This is a genomic window from Legionella stuttgartensis (assembly GCF_977063405.2).
Window position 1 is genome coordinate 342,344 of the sequence record NZ_CDRUHA020000093.1, and the last position, 15,955, is coordinate 358,298.

Here is a 15,955-nt window from a genome sequence, read left to right on the forward strand (position 1 = left end):
AAGTCATAACCAGGGGCTCCATCCGAGATTTCCCGGGTTTCACCTTCGCTTCACCCAGGCTACAAAGAATCCAGGATATAATTGATTTGGACTTTTATGCCTACATGTACTTTCACTGATAAAGAACATCTTTTTTTTCGATTAGCTCAAAACAACACTGTTCTCACCCCCAATAACCGACTTAGTGAAGCAATACTTCAACAGTATTTCGCCCAATGTAAGAAGCAAACCATAGAAAAACCACGATGCATGCCTTTTAGCGTTGCACTCGTTAAGGCTTATGAGCAACTCAATTGTATTAATCCACATAGTTCCCATCCCACTTTATTAAACAGCTCTCAATGTCAGTATTTGTGGCGCAAAACAATTCAGTCTGAGTTGAATATAACCTATAGCGACGGTTTGCTCCAGTCCGTCATCAGTGCGTGGGAGCGCTGCCAGCTCTGGCAAATTAGTATGGACGATCCAACCTTTCATTACACAACACAAACACAACAATTTCAAAAGTGGTGGCAATTATTTGATAAACAATTAAAACAACTCCATTTAATTACTGAATATCAATTAATCCCATATTTACTCAATGCCGATAGTTCTTTTTTTTCCCAAGATATTGTTTGGGTCTGTTTTGATGATTTTACTCCTCAGCAGATCCTTCTGCAGGAGCATCTGGCTAACAAGGGGTTCGCTCAATACCAATATGATTTAGCAGAAAAACTCTCAAATACTAAAATATTCGCAGCTAAGGATAGCAAGGAAGAATATCAACAGCTCATGTCATGGCTGCATTTAAAAATACAAGAAGGAAACCAACGCATCGCTGTGGTGGTACCTAATTTAGAGCGAGAATCTCCTTCATTACAAAGAATGTTGGCCCATCATTTCGATCCTTCCGTCTTTAATATCTCTCTAGGACAATCTCTAAGCAATTTCCCTTTAGTGGCCCATGCCTTATGCTGGCTCAGTTTAGATGCCACACATCTAAGTTCACATCAAGCAGGTTTGCTTTTGCAATCACCTTACTTAGGTGATTCTAAGGAAGAATTCATCGCACGCTCTGAGTACTTGCAAGATGGAGTATTATTAGAAAATCATTCAATCCCATTAAGTAATTTGATAAAAGAACTGCATCGATACGCCCCAAGTCTTGCTAATTTATTAGACAATCTTACGCCTTATCCTTGCGAAGCTACGGTACAAGAATGGATTCACTTATTTCAAAAGCGTCTAAATACTTTGGGATTTCCAGGTGATTATACCCTCAGCTCTGAAAACTATCAGTGTCTTAATCGTTTTATTGCTGTGTTTGATGAACTGAGGCAATTTGCTCTACTCAAGCCAAGTTTCACAAAAGCAGATGCCCTTGAAACAATACGACATCTTACCGACAACACCATTTTCCAGGCGCAAAAAACTAATGCCCCCATTCAAATTTCAGGTCTCCTGGAAGCTTCAGGATGTGAGTTTGATAGTTTATGGTTCATGGGATTAACCGATCAATGTTTGCCTCAAAAAGTTCAGTTATCTGCATTTATTCCACCACCGTTACAACGTCAGTTATGCATGCCTCATAGCTTGCCTGCTCGTGAATTACAATTTGCTTATCAGATCCTGCAACGATTACAAAGAGGTGCCAACTCAATAGTATTTAGCTATGCACAATTACAGGGAGATACACCCAATTTACCTTGTTCATTAATTACTCATCTCCCTAATTTTGAACCACTACCAACACATTACGAGTCTATAAATTTATCTGAGTTAATGACTATAGAGGAAGGCTTTAACATTCCTGTATTGCCAGAAGAGAAAATTCATGGAGGCACTGCAATCCTGTCGAATCAAGCTAAATGTCCTTTTAAAGCATTTGCGGAACACCGCCTCCGTGCAAAAACCTTTTTACAAACAAGAGACGGGTTAGATAATAAAGAACGCGGTCAAATCATTCATAAGGTAATGGAGCTGTTATGGCAAAAGTTGGAGAGCCAATACAAACTGCTTCATTTAGCCGACGAGCTGTTGCAACAGCATATTGATGAAGCCATTCATGCGGCTTTAGCCTTACTAAAAAATCAAGACTGTGACTCCATTGATTCACTTCGGGACGTGGAGTATACGCGTTTAAAACGACTGGTACAGACATGCCTTGAATGGGAAAAACAACGAACTCCTTTTACAGTCGAAGCTCTAGAGCAATCTTATGAAATCAATTTAGCTGGTCTTGATTTTCAAGTTCGGGTTGATCGCTTAGATAAGGTTGAAGAAAAAAAATGGGTTATTGATTATAAAAGTACCCTGCCAAGCAGCAAACCCTGGAATGAAGAACGACCTAAAGAATCACAATTATTGCTTTATGCGTTGCTCGATGAACAAATTAATACGCTCTTACTCCTACAATTGAAAACAGGGAAAATTAGTTGTTCCGGTTTTAGTGAAGAAAAACAAAGTATTAGTGGGATTACTTCCTTAAAGAAAGAAGAAACATGGGAAGAATATAGGGATATTTGGCAAAAACAACTCACTGATTTAGCAACAGAATTTCAAGAGGGTTACTGCGCACCGCAACCTGTCCATATAACTATTTGCCAGCAATGTGATTTTCAGAGTTTATGTCGTTTTCAAATAGAAGAATAAGTACTCACCTTTTGAGTTCTGCATAAAAATAATCTTATTTTTATGTCGAACTCATGTTAATTATGATATAAGACTTTTTAACCCATTCAAACTCAATTGAATGTTTTAATCCCCATGGTTTCCCTATTATTAATAATAACAACGAGATGAATCATGCCTTTTAATCATACAAAATTTGAAAAACGTTTACGCGCCTGTGACAAAAAATTACATGCTCTGTTTGCTAACGCTGAAATCGACGAAAAAATACAAAGCCAAATAAAAGCAGTAAAAAAGTATTATAACCTTTCTTATACCAAAGCAACCTCTGCCAAAAAGGTTGAAGAAATTGTCGCCAGCTACGGATTATTTGTTGACCAATTAACCAAGGTAAAAAGTGGGGAACTGAATCCAAAAGCAGCATTAGAACACATTGGAAGTGCCTGTGAGTCCAGAAAAATTGGCGTTTTATTCCATAATCTTGCTAAAGCATGCGAACTCATGTTCTATGCAGCAACAGCATTTTCATTATATGCAGGGATTTTCGGTATCGCGCTACCTGTACTCATTGTCCAACCTGTTTTAGGTGTTGCAGTCGGAATAACTATTGTTGGAGCAATGCTTGGAGCAATACACAAAGCCGGTAACTGTCTCACCGAATTTAGATCATTAAGTCGCCACGATACTGAGTACACTAATGAGATAAGTTTGGTTTCATTCTTTAAACCAGTTCATCAAGAAAAAGAAAATAGCTCAACTAACGATGAAGAGTTAGAGGCCTCTTGTTGTTTTAGTCAATAATTCTTCTGAATTCTGCCGTTTTATATTATATATTAGTAGCCTGGGGGTAATGCAAAAAAATGGGGTTCATTTTTGCGGACTCAGGCTACGCTTCTTATAACACTTGCTACAATTGCGAAATTTAACCAGATGTTTAATAATGATAAAATCACGGGACAAGGGAGTGAACATGTCACTCAAATTAGCTAAAGTACGAATTCTATCTTGTAGTTTAATCACCTGTTTACTGAGTAGTTGTTTTCATCCGCCGTATAATAATTTCAAACCAGTGCACCCCATGCCCAGGAGAGTTGCTACTGGAGCAGTTGTTGGAACTGCTGTAGGTGCTGCAGCCACAGGAACTGTAGCCGGAGCATTAGTAGGTACTGTAGCCGGAGGTACGGTGGGCGCTGGGGTAGGTTTTTACAAAGCCAGTAGACGTAGCATTATTAAAGAATTAAATAAAGAAAATATCGAATATGTACAATACGGGGATACCATAACCTTAATTGTACCTGTTGATAAATATTTTATGTTTGAAAGTCCTCGCCTCAATGAAGTCTGTTATCCAGGTTTGGAAAATATTATTAGATTATTAAAATTTTACCCAAACAGTCCTGTTTATGTTGCAGGGTTCACGGACAATGTTGGTACACGTCACCATAAAAAATTACTGTCCCAAGCCCAAGCTGAAACGATGCTTACCTTTTTATGGGCTAATAACATTCCGGCTCAGCTTCTTAAAGCAGAGGGTTATGGGGATAAAAATGATGTGGGGGACAATAAATTAATTCATGGTAGTGCATTTAATCGTCGCATTGAAATTCAGTGGTTCAATAATTATGGTATTAAGACTTGTGCAACATGTCCAATTCCAGTACCATCACCAGTAGTCTATTCAATGAAGTAAGGCGGATAATGCGTTCAAGATTTATTGGGGGAATTCTTTTAATTGTTGGTACGTCTATAGGCGGAGGAATGCTCGCCTTGCCTGTTGCCAATGCAGCCACTGGTTTTTGGCAGTCTTCAATTTTTCTGTTCCTTTGCTGGGTTTTTATGACCCTAGGCGCATTTTTTATTCTTGAAGCCAATCTTTATTTACCCCGAGGAAAGCATATGGTTTCAATGGCGCAAGCCACCTTGGGTAATTATGGCTTGCTTGCGGCCTGGATAAGCTATCTTTTTTTACTTTATACCCTACTCTCCGCTTATATTTCAGGTGGAGCTGATGTATTAAACAGCCTACTTCTTAAAATAGGATTGCATCTTGCTGATTGGCAGGCAAGTTTGTTGTTTACACTTCTTTTTGGACTGGTTGTTTATGGGGGAATTCGTTATGTGGACTATGTCAATCGAGGCCTGATGTTTGGTAAATTGGCTGTTTATTTCCTATTAGTACTGCTTATTGCCCCACATATTGAACTACAACATCTACGTCATGGTGACATACAATATATCGGTGGCGCCATTATGATTTTAATTACCTCCTTCGGATTCGCCATCATTGTTCCCAATTTAAGAGATTATTTTGATGATGACGTGAAACAATTGAAAAAAGTCATTTTTATTGGTTCGCTAATTCCTCTATTTTGTTACTTGGCTTGGGATGCTGTAATTATGGGCGCCCTTCCCTCTGAAGGAAGTCAAAACCTTGAGAGCTTAATGCATAATCCACATACTACTAGTGCTTTAGCAAGTATGCTCTCGAATAAAGTGCAAAATACTATGATCAGTGCTTTATTTAATTTTTTCACTTCTATCTGTATGCTGACTGCCTTCCTGGGCGTTTCCCTGTGCTTGTATAGTTTTCTTGCCGATGGATTAAAGCTGCGCGAACGAGGAAATCATGGCATCGGGTTATTTTTACTGACCTTTGCCCCTCCGTTACTGATTGTTGTTTATTACCCGGGCGCCTACCTTCATGCATTAGGTTATGCCGGTATTTTTTGTATCATTCTCCTACTACTTTTACCTGCATTAATGTGTTATTTTGGCAGAAAAAGTCATCGTTCTGTTTTTATCGTTCCCGGAGGTAAATGGACCCAGGGGGCTGTAATTGTTATTTCTATCGGATTATTAATACACGAACTATGGAATTTGTGTAGATAATCAGAATGAAACGCCATCACTCAGGACTTTGTGCATACCAGGGACTATGTGATACATTGACTAAAAATGCATAACAAAGTATCATATTGAATTATTTTTAAACAATTTTGGATTATATCTCATGATCAATTCAAAACTAGTAGGCGGAATATTACTTATAGTAGGAACTTCTATAGGTGGCGGGATGCTTGCCCTACCTGTTTCTACAGCAGAAGTAGGCTTTAGCAATTCAATTTTTTTCCTATTTTTCTGCTGGATGGTCATGACTGCAGGTGCATTATTAATGTTAGAAGTCAATCTACGACTTCCAGCAGGAAGCAATATGATTTCCATGGCTAAATCTACATTGGGTTTACCTGGTCAAATCATCGCATGGATCACCTACTTATTTTTGCTTTACACCCTACTCTCAGCTTATATTTCAGGTGGTAGTGATGTATTCAATAGTTTATTACATAAATTGAATATCCATTTGCCTAATAGTGTCACTGCAATCCTGTTTACACTTTTATTTAGTTTAATTGTTTATAAAGGCATCCGCTCAGTAGATTATGTCAATCGCGGTTTAATGTTTGGTAAATTAGGCATTTATGTTTTATTAGTCGCGATTATTAGTCCCCATGCCTCAACTTTGGGTTTAACGGATGGTTCAGCACGTGCCTTCACTGGCACCTTAATGATCTTAATTACTTCTTTTGGTTATGCATCAATAATACCGAGCTTACGTGACTATTTTGGAGATGATACACGAAGCTTAAAACGTGTCATTTTATTAGGTTCACTTATCCCACTTGCATGCTACATTGTTTGGGATGCAGTCATTATGGGGGTTGTCTCCCGCGAAGGAGAAAATGGCCTCCTGGCGTTGATGAGTTCAGAACATGCGACAAGCGGATTAACTGAAGCTTTAAGCCAATCCGTGCAAAATCAATGGATTAGCGGATTCTTTGGCTTTTTTACTTCCATCTGTATGCTTACGGCATTTTTAGGAGTTTCATTGGGGCTGTTTGACTTTTTGGCAGATGGACTAAAACTGAAGAAATCTGGAAACCAAGGAAAATATACCTTGGCTTTAACATTCCTTCCTCCACTAGCAGTAGTCTTATTAAATCCTGGTATCTATCTACATGCTTTAAGCTATGCAGGTATTTGCTGTGTCATTTTATTATTGTTATTGCCCGCAATTATGGCATGGCGAGGACGTAAATCCCACCTAGTTACAACAGAAACTCACTTAGTACCAGGGGGTAACTCCAGTTTAGCTTTAATTGGCTTCATTGCAATTGGTTTACTGGTCATTGCGATTATGAGCTAATGGCGCGAACCGAAATCATTTGCGTTGCTTACATAATAAGCAAGGAACAATATATATCTTAAATTCTCTATACCCTCATATTTTTTCTAGTTGACGCGTTAAATGCGGCAAATAACAAGGAGCTAAATCTATGAAATTCGGATATACCATTATTTATGTCCACGATGTCATAGCTTCTCTGGCCTTTTTTTCTGAGGCTTTTAATATAAAAACCCGTTTCTTTCATGAAGCAGGTTATGGTGAGCTTGAAACCGGAGAAACAACACTTGCCTTTGCATCTCATCATTTAGGTGCACACAATCTTCCTAATGGTTATGTAGCAGCTGATTCATCGAGTCAACCCTTAGGTATGGAAATTGCCTTAGTTACCGATTCAGTCCAACAAGCCCATGAACAAGCTGTCGCAGCGGGTGCTCAATCAATTCAAGAACCTATGGAAAAACCTTGGGGACAATTGGTTTCTTATGTGCGTTGTCCTGATGGCACATTAGTTGAGTTATGCTCGCCATTATCTTAAATATCATTGTATTCACGACTAAGTCATCCTGAGGAGTTTTCGACGAAGGCTCTCCTGATTTTTACTCAAACTTGTCTTTTGGGGTCCCTCACTACAGCCTCCACCTCGTGGGTATTGTTATAAGTCAAAGAAAACTTAAGGTGAGGTGGAAGTAGTACGCTCGGGATGAGGTATCCTCCGCTATTGTAGCCTGAATGCACGCAACAAAACCAAGGAAGTCTCTTTGCAAACCTCAAGTTTCGCAGCACTAAACTTGGCATTCCTTTAGCTGTTCTATAACTAAGTTAACGTATAGGGTCTATAATTAAACATGAATCTCATTCAAGAAAAATACAAGGAGGTTATCATGTTAGGCTGGGCCCTCATATTTTTCATTATTGCAATCATTGCCGCAGCTTTTGGATTCGGCGGTATTGCAGTAGCTGCAGCAGGAATTGCGAAAATATTATTCTTTTTATTTCTGGTTATTTTTGTCGTATTCTTGGTGCTGGGGTTACTTGGTCGCCGACCGCCACCCCCATTATAAAATCATTTAGCCCCGGGTGAAGATAAGTATATGAACCGAAGAGGTTACTAAGCAGAGCCCGGGAATCTCAATATGAAATAAAACGTCTTAACCTGATTACCGTTTTATTCAATCAAAAAGTTTAATTTGAATTGCTAGCGATGAACTTTTCCAAGCCCTTTTCATGATTTCTGTATTAAAAGAAATCCCAAAATCACCCTTTTGATTAAGAGCAATGATACCCATTTCTCCATTTAACTTTTTATTGCGTTCATGAATGACATAGTCACATGCCTCTTGTAATGGCATATTAAACTCCATCATCATGGATATAGTATGCCCCACCATCTTTCTAATTAAATACTCACCTTCGCCAGTTCCTGAGACTGCACAGGTACTGTTGTTAGCATAACATCCGGCGCCAATCACACAACTGTCTCCAATTCGTCCTGGAAGACAATTGCTGGTTCCACCTGTTGATGTCCCCGCAGCAAGATTTCCTTGTAAATCTAAAGCCACAGCACCTACAGTTCCTTTCATTCTCTTGTTCTGAATTTCTTCCATAGTTTCTATTTTATTAAGCTTTTCATATACCTCATACTGATATGGAGTTGTAAAATACGACTCAGCTTCCATTTCCATACCATATTTCTTTGCCAACTCTAAAGCCCCATATCCAGAAAGAAAGACATGTCGTGTTTCCTCCATCACTAATCGCGCAAGACGAATCGGATTTTTTACCGAACGAACCATGGACACTGCCCCAGCATCGAGGTCATTGCCATTCATAATTGAAGCATCCATCTCCACTTCACCTTGACAGTTTAACGCGGAGCCTCTTCCTGCATTAAATAGAGGATTATCTTCAAGCAACGCAACCGCCGCTTCTACGGCATCTAAAGCAGAACCACTTTTCTCGAGCACCGCATAACCCGTTTCCGTAGCTTTAGCTAAACCCTGTTCAAATTCTTTTTGATGTTCTTGCAAAAAAGTATAATTTTCACTAGCTCCACCATGTACTGCGATTGCAATTTTATTCATAAGGCTTATTCCGTTACTTGTGTTTACTTAGAGGGATTGCAGGGTTCGCCAGCGTACGATCTGCAATTGAAAATTGACATCCTTTTACCAAAAGGTGAACGATCAAATTTTCAACAAATACGGGCTCCCCTTCTTCAACTTCAGTAATGTTCGTTTGATCAATATTTCTTCCATCAATAATAACAACCATCCCTGAGCCATAACATTCTGCATCCGATCCATTTCGAATCACCAGGGCAGTGTCTTCCCCTAAACCAATACCTAGTTGCTCGGGGTTCATAATAATTGCATGCGCAAGACGACTAAATCGTCCTCTTTTGATAAAATGGGTATCAATAACACAAGACTGTAAGATTCCTAAACCTGAAGAAGTGAGTAAATTTCGATATCTTAAAGCCTCTGATAAACCGCCACCAGTAATCATGACCGTCCCCATAACCATAGCCCCGGCACTGGTTCCAGCAATAATAAACTCATTATCCTCCAGATATCTTTCTTTAATAATATCGACAATAGGAGTACCACCTAATATTGTGGATAAACGAAACTGATCCCCTCCAGTAAAAAAAATAGCGCCAGCCTCTTTTGCTCTATGTAAATATTCGTCTTGACGTGCTTCGCTTCTATTTTTTATGGGCAGAAATCCTATATTGTTATACCCCATGTTTTGAAAAACTTTTTGATAAATTTTTTTTACTTCATCCTGAATTTCAGAACCGGTAGTAATAATTTCAATTTTCTTATTCGAGGGCGGCAATAATTCATTAAGAATTTCATAACGTGTAAATTCTTTTTTTTGCTCCAAAATATCCAAAGGTTCCTCATCACCCTTATCCTCAGCGCCCCCGATGATCAATAACTTAGCTTTGGGTGTCATTATAAACCTCATTCATCAGCATCGCTTGTTTTTCCTTTTTCTTGAGAAAATTAGTCGTCTCAAATACGTCCTCCACGGCGCAAAAGATAAAAGTATTTGGCTCGGCTATTTCCATCATATGCTCAATTGCCTCAAGCTCATCTGAAATGATATTTAAAGACGGTTTGAAATCAGAACGCAGTATGCCGGCAACAAGAAGACGATTTATTTCATGATGCGTTCGTCCTCTTCCGTCCTTATCATGACGAATGACGATCTCATCAAACATAGAAGCAATGTGATAGCCTAATTTTTCGATATCTTCATCACGCCGATCGCCAGCCACCCCGATAATTCCTATCTTTTTAGTACAAGGAAGCGAATCAAGATAATTTTTTAATTCGCAAAATGCACCTTCGTTATGAGCATAATCGACCATAACTTGGCAATGCTGGAATTTAAAAAGATTCATTCTCCCTGGAAGGTTTTCAACCGTAGGATAGAATATTTGAAGAGCTTCTTTTATTTTTTCCATCGAAAAATGACTGATTACGCCAGCTAATGTGGCCGCTAATATATTCATAATCATAGCAGTTGCATTGCCTTGAAAACTTAGCGGTATTGATTTTATATCTGCTAAAACCGTTCGCTCCGAACCCCTTTGGATTACGATATTGCCTTGAACAAGATACGCGGCCAACCCACCTAAACTGCAATGCTTCCTAATCCTTGGATTTTCAAACATACTAAATAAAGCAATATGACACGTTAAATCATTTCTTAAATCATAAGTTAAATCGTCATCCGCGTTTAAAATCGCATAACCTGTTTCCTTCGTACTCCGCGCGACAACGGCTTTCACCTCGGCCAATTCTTCAAGAGTATGGATATCATTTAATCCCAAATGATCTCCGGTAATATTAGTAATCACACTAATATCTGATTCATCAAACCCTAAACCTGAGCGTAAAATTCCACCTCGAGCACATTCTAAGACTGCGTAATCTACTTCAGGATCATACAAAACTACTTGTGCGCTGGCAGGTCCACTGCAATCTCCGCTAAAGATCAGTTTATTATTGATGTAAATCCCTTCCGTTGTGGTATGGCCCGTATAATGATTCGCAAAACGAGCAAGATGGGCAATCAACCGGACAACAGATGTTTTTCCGTTCGTTCCTGTAACTGCAACTATTGGGATTCGTGAAGTTAAATTAGATGGATAAAGCATATTTAAAATAGGTTCCGCTACATTACGTGGTGTACCTTCATTAGGGGATAAATGCATTCTTAAACCTGGTCCTGCATTTACCTCAATAATCGCTCCATTATTTTCATTTATAGGAGAACCAATGTCCTTTGCAATTACATCGATTCCACAAATATCCAAATTCATTAGTCTTGCTACACGCTCCGCAAGAAAAATATTAAAGGGATGAACCGCGTCGGTAACATCTTTTGCAGTGCCGCCTGAGCTTAAATTGGCAGTTTCTTTTAAATTTAAAATATGACCATTAGGTAAAATGCTTTCTAGAGTTAGATTGTTTTGTTTTAAAATAGAAAAAGTGGATTCATCCATCTTAATGGTAGTCAGCATATTTTCATGACACTCGCCCCGATTTGGATCTTCATTCGCTTTTTGAATTAATTGATGAATTGTAAGTCGTCCATCACCTCTAACTTGAGCGGGAGTACGTTTTGCTACAGCAACTACTTTATAGTTTACTACCAAAAATCGATAATCATCTCCAGCAGTAAAACGTTCAACTATCACTTCATTGGAAATTTTTTTCGCGAGCTCATAGCCAAAAATTGCTTTATGGAGATCTGTAATATTAGTAGTTACCCCTTTTCCATGATTCCCGTTGTGAGGCTTTATTACTAATGGGAATCCTAATTGTTCTATTGCATTATGCAATTCGTCCTCAGACCTAATAATTAATCCTTTAGGCGTGGGAATAAGATTTGAATTAAGAATCTGCTTAGTAAGTTCTTTGTCAGAAGCAATATCGACACCAATAGAGCTGGTTTTCGAAGAAACTGAAGCCCAAATCCTTTTTTGGTTTCGACCATATCCTAATGTAATTAATGAAGTATTCTCATAGCGTTTCCAAGGGATTTTTCTTTTTGTCGCTTCATCCACAATCGCCTGAGTACTAGGTCCCAAACCTTTTTGTTTAAAAATTGTTTTTAAGTGATTGATTGCCTCATCGACAGGATACTCTTTGCCCTCGGCTATGGAATGGATGAAATTAACAGCAACCTGTCCCGCGTACAGACCCGCTTCCTCAATTTGGTATGCATAGATGACTTGATAAACCCCATACTCATTAGTTCCATAAGTTCTGCCAAAACCACAATCCATTCCAGCAAGGCACTGTAACTCCAAAGCAACATGCTCTATCACATGACCCAACCAGGTGCCTTCTTCGACGCGGGTTAAAAATCCACCCTCAATACCCAAAGAGCAACGATGCTTGTCTAAACTAGGAAGATTTTGTATCAATCGCTCCTTAAACCCAATTAAGCGATTGGTGGGAAGCTCTTCATATTTCCCTAAATCTAGTTTGATAACGATGAGTTCTTTTCTGTAGTTCGACCAATAATTCGGGCCCTTCAAGACCTGGGTTTTTAAAATGTTCATTAGCATTCCTTTGGCATATAATGAATTACCGAAAACTCTTTTTAGCATAGGAAGAATTATTTAATTCTTCAAATCAAATTAAAAAAATAATTGATTTGTGGATCAAGGTGAACTAAGGAATATACTTAATTATTTGAAAGACAATAATTTTTAGGAGAAATTACCTGCATTTCTGGTAAAAAATGCAGGTAATAGAGATTACTTTTTAATATCGCATGTGATTTGTGTACAATCTCGACAATGCTTTTGTGCAAAAGAAAATGATTTAGTAGCAGAACCAGAATGCTCGGACATTCTCTTATCAGCATCTTGGTCTGTTTTTTTATCACTAGAGCTTGCATTAGTAGTACAAACCCAATTTGAACTCATTGAAGTTTTAGTCTTAGAGTTCGAACCCGTCGCTTCATCATTCGCAAATGAAGCTACAGAGAAACAAACTAAAGTACTAAACAGGAGTCCTGATAAAATTTTCATTATTTATCTCCTGTATAAAAACCTGTTATTGTAGTTTTAAATTCAGGTGCAGAAAAATTTGGCCAATGTTCTTTATCAAAGCCTGGGGCATTTTTCAAACGCTGTTTATCCACATTGAGAATAAAACAGTCTTCTTTATTATTGTATAAAAATAAGTTCCAGGGCACTGCAAAAAACTTATTTCCAAACCCTAAAAAGCCTCCAAAATCTAATACTAAATAATTCACTTTGCCAGATTGTTTATCTATAACAACCTCTGCAATTTCACCTAGGTCTTCATGGGCAGGATTCATAACCTTAGAGCCGGTAAGTTCACCGGACTTAACAATTCCTCTGTTTTCCATTTTAAAACTCCTTTTAAATTCCCGTTTAACGATTAATGATGAATTTTTCTTTGAAAATCTTGCACTGCTTTTTTAGCTTCTTCTTGGGTATAACCATAATGTTTTCTTAATTTTCCAAAAATTTCTTCTTGGTTGCCTTCAATTTGTTTAAGATCATCATCAGTAAGTTTTCCCCAAAATTGCTTCATTTGACCTTTTATTTCCATCCATTTTCCTTGAAAAATATTCTGATTCATTTTTATCTCCTTAATATTTTTTGCTAATAAAATGTTTTTTACTGCAAAGTAAAGGCTAGTCAATAATTTTAAAAAGCGCAAAAAAAAAACAAATGTACCGATTCAAGATACGATGATTGAATTCAGGCTTATCTGGAGATTACTAAGGATAAACGAGGAGATGATTAGGGTTTATATTATAATTTCCATTACGGTTACAGGATGTCCTTTGAAACTGTCTTTATCTATAATGTTCCATCCTAATGATTGGTAATAATTTGGGATTGTTCGATCAAAAGCAAAAAGATAAAGTACTTCATATCCCATTTTTTTTGCTTGCTCTTTAATTACCTCAATGAGTCGTTGACCAAGTCCTTGTCTTTGATACTCTGGTTTTACAGTTAAAGAGCCTAGCCATGGCATTAAATCAGGGCGAATCCCATCATTTTCACGTAAACTACACATACCAACTGGCTTTTCGTCATCAAATGCCACAAAAGTCATTGGTAACGTTTCATTATTTGCATGGTCAAGAAAACGCTGTTCTACAACATCCAAAGGCACATCAGGTAACCAAATTTTTCCAAGTCCTTCTTGCCACATCAGAGCAAGCTCAGGGATCGCATCAAGATTATTTTGCAGAAGTTCAATTCTTATCATTCTAATACTCATTAATTTTGCATTACTTGGTTAATCAACGGGATCAGGATACCTCTTGTGCTGCTGTTTTACCACTGCTCCCCTAATTAACAATGAATAGATATACCGTTAGTTTGGAGATTTTCCATAGCGATTTAAAGTATAAAGTCCCATATTATTTGCTATTTCACCTTCTGCAAAAAACACTTTGCCCTTTATTTCTTTTTGGAGCAACGTAGCCTCTTCTTCATTATGTGTACGGATAACAATCTCGATCTCTGGATTGAGTTGCGTTGCATATTGAATCATTTTTCTTACATGAACCGTATCTGATATCACAAGTACAAGCATGCTAGCATGAGCAATATGGCTTTGAACAAGCACAGATGGTTTAGATGCATCTCCATAAACTGCTGGGATACCAGAAATCCGCAAATCTTCTATTAACTCTCGATTATCATCTACCACCACATAAGGAACTGCTTTTTCAGAAAGTAACTGAGCAACACGCTTTCCCACACGCCCATATCCTACCAAAATAACTTGCCCTGCAAGGTACTCTTCTTTGGTTGTCGTCGGTAATTCAGTTAAAGGATCTTTTGAACGCTCAAAAATCTCAATTAATTTAGGATAAGATTTTGCCCAAGCATGTATGGGATTTATCAATTTAAATATAAGAGGATTAATCGCTATTGAAATCAATGCGCCAGCCAAAATGAAACTTTGCCCTTCCACTGGAAGAAGACCGAGGCGCGTCCCAAGTTCAGCAAGAATAAAAGAAAACTCGCCAATTTGCGCCAAACTTGCGGATACAATTAATGCCGATTGCAAAGGATAGCGAAAAGCAAGAACGAGTATAAACGCTGCAATCGATTTTCCGATAACAATGATACCTACCACAGTAAGAACTTGCATTGGTTGTTTCACAAGAACTGTAGGATCAAATAACATACCTACAGAAACAAAAAATAACACGGCAAATGCGTCTCTCAGGGGTAACGATTCTTCGGCAGCACGACGGCTAAAAGCGGACTCCCTCATAATCATCCCGGCAAAAAAAGCACCTAAAGCAAAAGAAACTCCAAACAATTGCGCGGCCACATAGGCAATACTAATTGCGGCGGTAACAACACATAAAGTAAATAATTCATGGGAACCTGTACGCGCAACATGCCAAAGCAATTTTGGAAACAATCGACGCCCCACCAGAAACATCAGTGCAATAAAAGTTGAAACCTTTATCAGAGTAAGACCAAGTACAAACCATAATGGCTTATGAATACCTTCTACAGCATTAGAACCCAACCATTGAGATAATGGTGGAAGCAAGACAAGCACAACAACCATGGCGAGATCTTCAACTAAAAGCCAACCTACAGCGATATGGCCATTAATTGTTTCTAAAGCGCCCCTTTCCTCAAGTGCTCTCAATAAAACAACGGTACTTGCAACCGATAATGAAAGCCCAAAAATTAATGCATACCCATAATTCCAACCCCACATGATGGCAGTACAACCCCCCAATATTGTGGCTACAATCATTTGCACAATCGCTCCAGGAATTGCCACCTTACGAACGTGCATCAAATCGGATAATGAGAAATGCAAACCCACCCCAAACATGAGCAGCATAACGCCAATTTCTGCAAGTTCTTGAGCAATTTCAACATTTGCCATTAACCCAGGAGTAAATGGTCCGATAACAACACCTGCTAATAAGTAACCTACTAAAGCTGGAATTTTAAATCGAACTGCAATGAACCCCATGATTAATGCCAAAGCAAATCCCATCGCAACGGTAGTGATCAAGGGAAGTGCGTGATGCATATTAAGGTATCCTTATCTATATCCACGAATCAAATAGAAAATGAATTAACAATGCGTTTCTGCATTATTAACCTAG

Annotated in this window: 15 protein-coding genes; 7 read left to right on the top strand and 8 right to left on the bottom strand. The window is 38.3% G+C overall.

What is annotated here, in order from left to right; genetic code table 11:
- Positions 1–96 precede the first annotated feature (96 nt).
- The 7 genes from ACWTEW_RS31695 to ACWTEW_RS31725 all read left to right on the top strand — a co-directional run bounded on the left by ACWTEW_RS31695 (position 97) and on the right by ACWTEW_RS31725 (position 7,860).
- A complete protein-coding gene (locus ACWTEW_RS31695; protein WP_454781949.1) occupies positions 97–2,634 on the top strand; it encodes a PD-(D/E)XK nuclease family protein in 2,538 nt (845 codons plus the stop codon).
- Positions 2,635–2,787: 153 nt separating this feature from the next.
- Positions 2,788–3,414 carry a DUF5638 domain-containing protein gene (locus tag ACWTEW_RS31700; protein ID WP_454781950.1) on the top strand — a complete coding sequence of 209 codons (627 nt, stop codon included), beginning with the start codon at positions 2,788–2,790 and terminating at the stop codon, positions 3,412–3,414.
- A gap of 169 nt (positions 3,415–3,583) precedes the next feature.
- Entirely contained in the window at positions 3,584–4,303 is a 720-nt protein-coding gene (gene cmpA / locus ACWTEW_RS31705) for a C-OmpA-like family protein CmpA (protein WP_454781951.1), read from the top strand.
- 8 nt (positions 4,304–4,311) lie between these two features.
- On the top strand, positions 4,312–5,502 hold the full coding sequence (locus tag ACWTEW_RS31710; protein ID WP_454781952.1) for an amino acid permease: 1,191 nt from the start codon (positions 4,312–4,314) through the stop codon (positions 5,500–5,502).
- A 121-nt stretch (positions 5,503–5,623) separates the two neighbouring features.
- Entirely contained in the window at positions 5,624–6,817 is a 1,194-nt protein-coding gene (locus ACWTEW_RS31715) for an amino acid permease (RefSeq protein ID WP_454781953.1), read from the top strand.
- 130 nt (positions 6,818–6,947) lie between these two features.
- Positions 6,948–7,334: a VOC family protein gene (locus ACWTEW_RS31720; protein ID WP_454781954.1), complete on the top strand. Its 387-nt coding sequence runs from the start codon at positions 6,948–6,950 to the stop codon at positions 7,332–7,334.
- Positions 7,335–7,680: 346 nt separating this feature from the next.
- Positions 7,681–7,860, top strand: a complete 180-nt coding sequence (locus tag ACWTEW_RS31725; protein WP_454781955.1) for a DUF1328 family protein — start codon at positions 7,681–7,683, stop codon at positions 7,858–7,860.
- Positions 7,861–7,968: 108 nt separating this feature from the next.
- Here the strand turns inward: ACWTEW_RS31725 and ACWTEW_RS31730 are convergent, their stop codons facing one another.
- The 8 genes from ACWTEW_RS31730 to ACWTEW_RS31765 all read right to left on the bottom strand — a co-directional run bounded on the left by ACWTEW_RS31730 (position 7,969) and on the right by ACWTEW_RS31765 (position 15,879).
- Positions 7,969–8,880 (bottom strand): isoaspartyl peptidase/L-asparaginase family protein, encoded by a 912-nt coding sequence (locus ACWTEW_RS31730; RefSeq protein WP_454781956.1) that lies wholly within the window; start codon positions 8,878–8,880, stop codon positions 7,969–7,971.
- Positions 8,881–8,893: 13 nt separating this feature from the next.
- Complete coding sequence (locus ACWTEW_RS31735) at positions 8,894–9,757, bottom strand: cyanophycinase (RefSeq protein WP_454781957.1); 864 nt, start codon at positions 9,755–9,757, stop codon at positions 8,894–8,896.
- The gene (cphA, locus tag ACWTEW_RS31740; protein ID WP_454781958.1) at positions 9,741–12,380 is read right to left on the bottom strand and encodes a cyanophycin synthetase; all 2,640 of its coding nucleotides are present in this window, start codon (positions 12,378–12,380) and stop codon (positions 9,741–9,743) included. Before cphA ends, ACWTEW_RS31735 begins: the two co-directional genes overlap by 17 nt.
- A gap of 198 nt (positions 12,381–12,578) precedes the next feature.
- Positions 12,579–12,854, bottom strand: coding sequence for a hypothetical protein (locus tag ACWTEW_RS31745; RefSeq protein ID WP_454781959.1), 276 nt, complete (start codon positions 12,852–12,854; stop codon positions 12,579–12,581).
- Positions 12,854–13,198, bottom strand: a complete 345-nt coding sequence (locus ACWTEW_RS31750; RefSeq protein ID WP_454781960.1) for a PRC-barrel domain-containing protein — start codon at positions 13,196–13,198, stop codon at positions 12,854–12,856. The genes ACWTEW_RS31745 and ACWTEW_RS31750 overlap by 1 nt, the downstream gene beginning before the upstream one ends.
- 32 nt (positions 13,199–13,230) lie before the next feature.
- Positions 13,231–13,434, bottom strand: coding sequence for a CsbD family protein (locus ACWTEW_RS31755; protein ID WP_454781961.1), 204 nt, complete (start codon positions 13,432–13,434; stop codon positions 13,231–13,233).
- A 171-nt stretch (positions 13,435–13,605) separates the two neighbouring features.
- Positions 13,606–14,073, bottom strand: a complete 468-nt coding sequence (locus tag ACWTEW_RS31760; RefSeq protein ID WP_454781962.1) for a GNAT family N-acetyltransferase — start codon at positions 14,071–14,073, stop codon at positions 13,606–13,608.
- A gap of 108 nt (positions 14,074–14,181) precedes the next feature.
- Entirely contained in the window at positions 14,182–15,879 is a 1,698-nt protein-coding gene (locus tag ACWTEW_RS31765) for a cation:proton antiporter domain-containing protein (RefSeq protein WP_454781963.1), read from the bottom strand.
- Positions 15,880–15,955: the final 76 nt, after the last annotated feature.

What these genes read in the sequence shown, in the direction of transcription:
- ACWTEW_RS31700 (WP_454781950.1), top strand. Translation starts at nt 2,788, where the DNA reads ATGCCTTTTAATCATACAAAATTTGAAAAACGTTTACGCGCCTGTGAC.
- ACWTEW_RS31755 (WP_454781961.1), bottom strand. Translation starts at nt 13,434, where the DNA reads ATGAATCAGAATATTTTTCAAGGAAAATGGATGGAAATAAAAGGTCAA.
- cmpA (WP_454781951.1), top strand. Translation starts at nt 3,584, where the DNA reads ATGTCACTCAAATTAGCTAAAGTACGAATTCTATCTTGTAGTTTAATC.
- ACWTEW_RS31725 (WP_454781955.1), top strand. Translation starts at nt 7,681, where the DNA reads ATGTTAGGCTGGGCCCTCATATTTTTCATTATTGCAATCATTGCCGCA.
- ACWTEW_RS31695 (WP_454781949.1), top strand. Translation starts at nt 97, where the DNA reads ATGCCTACATGTACTTTCACTGATAAAGAACATCTTTTTTTTCGATTA.
- ACWTEW_RS31735 (WP_454781957.1), bottom strand. Translation starts at nt 9,757, where the DNA reads ATGACACCCAAAGCTAAGTTATTGATCATCGGGGGCGCTGAGGATAAG.
- ACWTEW_RS31730 (WP_454781956.1), bottom strand. Translation starts at nt 8,880, where the DNA reads ATGAATAAAATTGCAATCGCAGTACATGGTGGAGCTAGTGAAAATTAT.
- ACWTEW_RS31765 (WP_454781963.1), bottom strand. Translation starts at nt 15,879, where the DNA reads ATGCATCACGCACTTCCCTTGATCACTACCGTTGCGATGGGATTTGCT.
- cphA (WP_454781958.1), bottom strand. Translation starts at nt 12,380, where the DNA reads ATGAACATTTTAAAAACCCAGGTCTTGAAGGGCCCGAATTATTGGTCG.
- ACWTEW_RS31745 (WP_454781959.1), bottom strand. Translation starts at nt 12,854, where the DNA reads ATGAAAATTTTATCAGGACTCCTGTTTAGTACTTTAGTTTGTTTCTCT.
- ACWTEW_RS31720 (WP_454781954.1), top strand. Translation starts at nt 6,948, where the DNA reads ATGAAATTCGGATATACCATTATTTATGTCCACGATGTCATAGCTTCT.
- ACWTEW_RS31750 (WP_454781960.1), bottom strand. Translation starts at nt 13,198, where the DNA reads ATGGAAAACAGAGGAATTGTTAAGTCCGGTGAACTTACCGGCTCTAAG.
- ACWTEW_RS31715 (WP_454781953.1), top strand. Translation starts at nt 5,624, where the DNA reads ATGATCAATTCAAAACTAGTAGGCGGAATATTACTTATAGTAGGAACT.
- ACWTEW_RS31760 (WP_454781962.1), bottom strand. Translation starts at nt 14,073, where the DNA reads ATGATAAGAATTGAACTTCTGCAAAATAATCTTGATGCGATCCCTGAG.
- ACWTEW_RS31710 (WP_454781952.1), top strand. Translation starts at nt 4,312, where the DNA reads ATGCGTTCAAGATTTATTGGGGGAATTCTTTTAATTGTTGGTACGTCT.